General features: G+C 37.1%; 6 protein-coding genes. 4 read left to right on the top strand and 2 right to left on the bottom strand.

Features of this window, described 5'->3' with window-relative positions; genetic code table 11:
- The 4 genes from ACN0WY_RS17450 to ACN0WY_RS17435 form a co-directional block, all read left to right on the top strand.
- On the top strand, positions 1-298 hold a 298-nt coding region (locus ACN0WY_RS17450), incomplete at its 5' end, for a zinc-binding dehydrogenase (RefSeq protein WP_417801208.1).
- A 263-nt stretch (positions 299-561) separates the two neighbouring features.
- Positions 562-690 (top strand): JAB domain-containing protein, encoded by a 129-nt coding sequence (locus tag ACN0WY_RS17445; protein WP_417801207.1) that lies wholly within the window; start codon positions 562-564, stop codon positions 688-690.
- Positions 691-1317: 627 nt separating this feature from the next.
- On the top strand, positions 1318-1833 hold the full coding sequence (locus ACN0WY_RS17440) for a hypothetical protein (RefSeq protein ID WP_417801206.1): 516 nt from the start codon (positions 1318-1320) through the stop codon (positions 1831-1833).
- A 63-nt stretch (positions 1834-1896) separates the two neighbouring features.
- Positions 1897-2031: a hypothetical protein gene (locus tag ACN0WY_RS17435; protein ID WP_417801205.1), complete on the top strand. Its 135-nt coding sequence runs from the start codon at positions 1897-1899 to the stop codon at positions 2029-2031.
- A gap of 98 nt (positions 2032-2129) precedes the next feature.
- Here ACN0WY_RS17435 and ACN0WY_RS17430 read toward each other — a convergent pair whose 3' ends face one another.
- On the bottom strand, positions 2130-3164 hold the full coding sequence (locus ACN0WY_RS17430; protein WP_417801204.1) for a UvrD-helicase domain-containing protein: 1035 nt from the start codon (positions 3162-3164) through the stop codon (positions 2130-2132).
- On the bottom strand, positions 3149-4714 hold the full coding sequence (locus ACN0WY_RS17425; protein ID WP_417801203.1) for an ATP-dependent nuclease: 1566 nt from the start codon (positions 4712-4714) through the stop codon (positions 3149-3151). Before ACN0WY_RS17425 ends, ACN0WY_RS17430 begins: the two co-directional genes overlap by 16 nt.
- Between the last annotated feature and the right edge of the window lie 486 nt (positions 4715-5200).

Here is a 5200-nt window from a genome sequence, read left to right as displayed (position 1 = left end):
TGTTTCAAAACCCGGTTTTGAGCAAGCTTATAAAAGCGTGCGCCGTGGCGGTAAATGCGTGCTTGTAGGTTTACCACCTGAAGATATGCCATTGCCAATTTTCGATACCGTGTTAAATGGTGTGTCTGTGGTAGGCTCTATCGTTGGTACGCGTAAAGACTTACAAGAATGCTTAGACTTTGCAGCCAAAGGTAAGGTTAAAGCCATTATTGAAGAAAAACGCCTCGAAGATATCAACGATATTTTTGACGACATGCTAAAAGGCGATATCACAGGCCGAATCGTAATGACGCTTTAAGCTGAGTTAGTTAATGCAATGCTGTCAGGTTTGGTTGAGTGACTCAATCGAATCTGATAGTTTTTCATATGTTAAAAAGTAAGTAACTGTAACTTGTTTTTGCCCCTTAACAAGTTAGCAAAGTGCAAAACTTGCACATTGCTTCTGCACCTAACTGATTTAGGATTAAGTTTTAAGGTCACTTGTTTTTAAGGCTCTATAAAACTTTTCGAGTGACAGGTAACACTCGGTTTTTATTTTTTGTTCAGTATGAAAATCAAACAATGGATCATCAACTGAACCAAATTAGTGCACCGTCAATCAAATTAGTCCACAACCACCCAGCAGGTGAGCCAACGCTAAGCAAGGAAGATATACGTTCAGAAGATTGTAGAAGCAGTAGCAATGCTTGAAATTAAAGTATGAGATTATTTTATTGTTGGTGAAAAGCGATAGTATGAGCCTAAAAGCTCAAGACTTAATGTAAAAAAATTCACACCTAGTAAGGGGCTTCTCCCCCTAACAACCCCATGAGCACCAAGAGCACTTGGAGCACGCTAAGCACCAGCGAGCACATGGAGCACAATGAGCACGTAAAACCTATTTAAGCATTTGATTCAATTAAACTTAAATAAGAACTAAAAAACAAAAGGTAATGACGGTTACAATAAGAGTGTTGAGGTGTAATATATATTACACTTAAAATGTTATTTATGAGCTTTTAGAAAATCTCAAAACACCCCTGAATATTATTAAGTCTTTGATATTTAGGTTTTTTTGCAGGATACTGTAGTCATAAAAGGTTGCCAGAGCAAAAGCCTGTTAAATGTGGTGTCCAAAGCTACAAACAAAAAAGCAGAAATTGCGGGAAGTGTCCAAAACTATTCCACCTAGACAAACTTTTATAACTGCTGGCTTGGTTGTGCCGCTATAAGTTAGGCGTCCAAAACTTAACAATAAATGTAGCAAGCAATGGTTTAGCTTCCAAACCTAAATCTGAAAACAAGCCAGCAACACCAATTTAATTTGTGGGGTATGTTATGAACGAAAAGCAAAAAACAACTAGAGCTACCAAGGTTAAGAAACAAAAGTTAGCTTTACGAGAGCAGGTATGGGGTAAAGTTGATGAGTCTAGGCTGTGGGATAGAACAAAGAATGATGGTTACACCACACTGCCTAGAACATTCCCATTGCTAGCTCAAATAATGGATGACTTAGCTGATAAGGGGAAGCCTGTATTTCAAACATATTTAACATTGTGGTGTCGTGTATTCGATGAATCTTTCATTGAAATTAAAAATCCACTCCAATTAGCTTCTGAGTCGGGCTTTGCTAGCCAGCGAGCTGTAACAACTTGGAATGGCAGGATGGCGAAGCTAGCGGAGCTTGGTTTTATAAATGTTGAAGCTGGGCCACTAGGCGATTACCAGTATGTTTTGATCTATAACCCGTACTTATTGATTAAAGAGTTTAATGAAAAGGGAGAAGTACAAAAAGGGAAGTACCTAGCGTTGTTTGCAAGGGCACAGGAAGTTGGAGCTAAGGATTTGGAATAAGTAGGAAGTTGTGACTAAGCGGCTAAAATTGTTGGATTCAATAGTTTTGGACAGCCCATACTTATGAATCCATCACGCGCAGCACTTTCCGTGGTTTCAACTTCTATCATTTCACCCTGCTTAGTGGCAGTTGATGCCATTTCATCAATCACTTTTTTAGGTGTACCTAGTGCTGCTTTTTGCTTAGGGGTGAACTGATTTTATTCAGGCGAATTTGCGGCGCAAATTATACAGGAAAGCCGAACTAAACTCAGCTTTGGGATATTACTTAAACAGACTTTAAGAAACATAGATTGTTAGGATAGTTTATAACCTTTTACTAGAGGCTCAGGAACTAAATAAAGGTTGTTTTTGGCTCTTGTACAAGCAACATATAACTTGTTTTTTGTCTGAGGGTTTAGCTCATGTAGTTTGCCACTTTGAAATAGTTTTAACGAAGTTTGATTCAATACGACACAAACATCGCCATATTTATCCTCACCCTTAGTAGCCCCCCAGTTTTCTGTAAAACCATGATACTTATTACTTGCTTGGTAAAACAATTTGATTGTCTGAGAGCAGGTGAAAAGCTGTGTAATGCGCTCTTCACACTCGATAAATTCTACAGTTGTGTCGTCGTCTCTGTGAGAGCCAATATTAATTAGTAGAGAACTGGTAACGAATTCACATACGGTGGGGCTACATCGGAAACTATTGGAAAGTGATTCTTCATCTACAGTGAAACCGCTTTGAGCAAACTGTTGTTTGTACTTTTCGTAATCGTTATGAAGATTTTTATTAACCACTCCGTCTCTACTTGTATCAAAGGTGTGCTGGTAATAATCTCCAACTAGCAGTTGATTAACATCCGCTGATGCCAATAACTTTAGTAAGTTAAAGTCATGTCCGCCAAAGTCCTGAATCTCATCAATACAAATGGTGTTAAAATACTTTTCAATTCGCTGCTTTACCTCATCGACTATGTCAGCTTGTTCTATCAGTTTGGCTATTCTGTTGGAATACAAACGATTATGTGGGTCACAGTAAAACTTTAGATTGTCTCTTTTAAGTTTCATAGTGGACTGCGGGGGAACCTTCCAATTAATTCCTTTGAGTTTTATCTCGTGACCAAGCAATGGACGAACGCAAAAAGAGTAAAGGAATTGGAAATATGAGTAAATCTTTATTGAATTTGGTATTTCTCCAAATTTTTGTAAAACCCGTTTTTTCAAGTTCAAAAGGTTGTTTTCTGTATACGTTATTAGCAGGGTTCTTGAATCTGGCGACAGCTCTCTAATGATTTTCTCAGTTTTACCAGAGCCTGCTACGGCGAATATTACTCGTTTATCCATTGAAAAGCCTGCTCAATATAGTTAGGTGGAACAAGTTCATCAGCTTTCTTGTCTAAAAGCTCAAACGCACAGTCTGCTTTATTTTTAAGCATAAACTCTTGAACAGTTAAAGTAATCCTGTCAGCGAGCCATAAAGCGTCGCAGGTAGCTTGATTATCGTTATATAAGCATATTTCAAATGTTTTATTATTATTGTTGTTATCAGAAAAAACTGAAATGTTAGGTTCGTTGTAATCGACGTAGTTATCTACACAGTTTGATTGGAAATCGCCGTCGTTGTCTCTGATTACGGCTGTTCTGATGTTGAGTAATTTAGCTATGTCTAAATATCTCTTGAAGCTTGTTCCACCGACTGAAATAACGTGAATATCATCAGCTTCTAAAGTCGAGGCTGTTGCCTTAGTATACATCGAATCAAGCAAAATATATTCGGCATCACCTTCTACTAAAATAACTTTCGAAGACAAAATAAGTTCTAAAATATTGTTATCAGGCGCTTTCATAAAGAATTTAGCAGTATCTTCAGGTAAATCCGTCATGGTTAAAGGCATAATACTATTGCTGTTGAGCAATATTGAGTTTCTAAGATCCAGTCTTGTGCTAATCAAGCTGCTATGGGTAGCTATAAATATTTGTTTGGCCTGCGACTCTGAAATGCGGTTAATGAGTCGTTTCATATTGGAGTGACTTAAGTGGTTTTCAGGTTCTTCAAGTAGCAAAACATCTAATTTTTGATCTTCGTTATATGGCTTTAAAGCGAACTCTGTTTTGATAAAACATTGCTTGCCTTTGCCTTTATTTTCGATTGGCACATCGTCTTCGACAATGTTTATGTCGGTTTCTAAGTTAGATTTGCTGCCACTTCGAATTGAAAATTGATATTCACTTAATGTGTCGTTTATAGCTTTAAGGTTTTCATTTTTAAATGCTGACTTTTGTTGTCGGTATTCATTTTTTAACTTAATACGCTCAGCCTGTTCGACGTAGCTTTCGTATACGGTTTTTATGTACTCTCTAGTCGCATATTCATTGTTTATTTGAGTGTTATCGAGTGATAAGTGCTTAATAAACTTTCTATAACCGGTGTAGCCTTCTCCAGCAAATGTTGTGAATCGTACTGCGTAATATTCAAATGGAAAATTGTCAGAGTCTTGAGCTAATACTTCTGAAATTTCATGTGTTAATTCTTCGTTAGGTTCGCATACTAGGCTTAAACCATCGGATACAACTCTGCATGTATTTACTTTGCCATTGAGGCTGGGGTTATTTTGTTCGTTTAAGTAAAGCTCTGCATATAAAACTGGTAGGTCTTCGATTTTTTTATCAGAAGCTAGAAATTCATTAATAACTTGCTTGTTGAATATGTTTTCTAGCCCAATCGACTCGATTTTTGACTTACTGCCGCTTAGCACAAGTTCAATAGCGGTAAGTATGCTGCTCTTGCCAGCTTCGTTGTCACCAATTAGTAGGTTAATATTTTCTGAGAAGTTAACTTCAAATTCAGAAAAGCGCTTAAAGTTATTCAGTTTTAGTTTTGTTATTACTTTCATGTAGAGGGTCTAAAAAATTTCCATTTTATTGGTATATTATTAGGTTAACTTACTCCTCTTTCAAGTTTTTAGTTTGAAGGCTTTGGAATTTCTTTATTGGTTGAATCAGGTCGTCATTCGGCGTTACAGTTGGGTCAAACTTGGAACTTAAAGTAGTTTTTTATCAAACCTGAATAAATCCAGTTAAAAGGCCGTTCGGGATGCCGGGGAGTTTTCAAAATCAAAAAGTTTCACCAACAGATAAACCTAAGCTCAAATGCGTTATGTTGACACCTAAACAGAATGAATAACAGGGGCGGAGAAAATTAAAGCCGCTGAAGGCCCTGGTAACTAACTTAGACTCACAGCTAAAATTCGTCTTTAGAGTATTTAATCTAACACGCTTTTGTCCAAAAACAAGTTACTAATCAAAATCTCGCACTAAACAAACAAAAAAGCGCGGCTTACTTAAGCCGCGCTTTCTACTCTTTATTCACAATTAAAGTG

The sequence above is a fragment of the Tenacibaculum sp. genome (assembly GCF_048269885.1).
Classification (GTDB): Bacteria; Bacteroidota; Bacteroidia; order Flavobacteriales; family Flavobacteriaceae; genus Polaribacter.
This window is presented reverse-complemented; position numbering and strand designations above follow the sequence as displayed.

Excerpts from the sequence above, each read along its gene's own strand:
- ACN0WY_RS17445 (WP_417801207.1), top strand. The coding sequence starts at position 562 with ATGGATCATCAACTGAACCAAATTAGTGCACCGTCAATCAAATTAGTC.
- ACN0WY_RS17440 (WP_417801206.1), top strand. The coding sequence starts at position 1,318 with ATGAACGAAAAGCAAAAAACAACTAGAGCTACCAAGGTTAAGAAACAA.
- ACN0WY_RS17425 (WP_417801203.1), bottom strand. The coding sequence starts at position 4,714 with ATGAAAGTAATAACAAAACTAAAACTGAATAACTTTAAGCGCTTTTCT.
- ACN0WY_RS17435 (WP_417801205.1), top strand. The coding sequence starts at position 1,897 with ATGAATCCATCACGCGCAGCACTTTCCGTGGTTTCAACTTCTATCATT.
- ACN0WY_RS17430 (WP_417801204.1), bottom strand. The coding sequence starts at position 3,164 with ATGGATAAACGAGTAATATTCGCCGTAGCAGGCTCTGGTAAAACTGAG.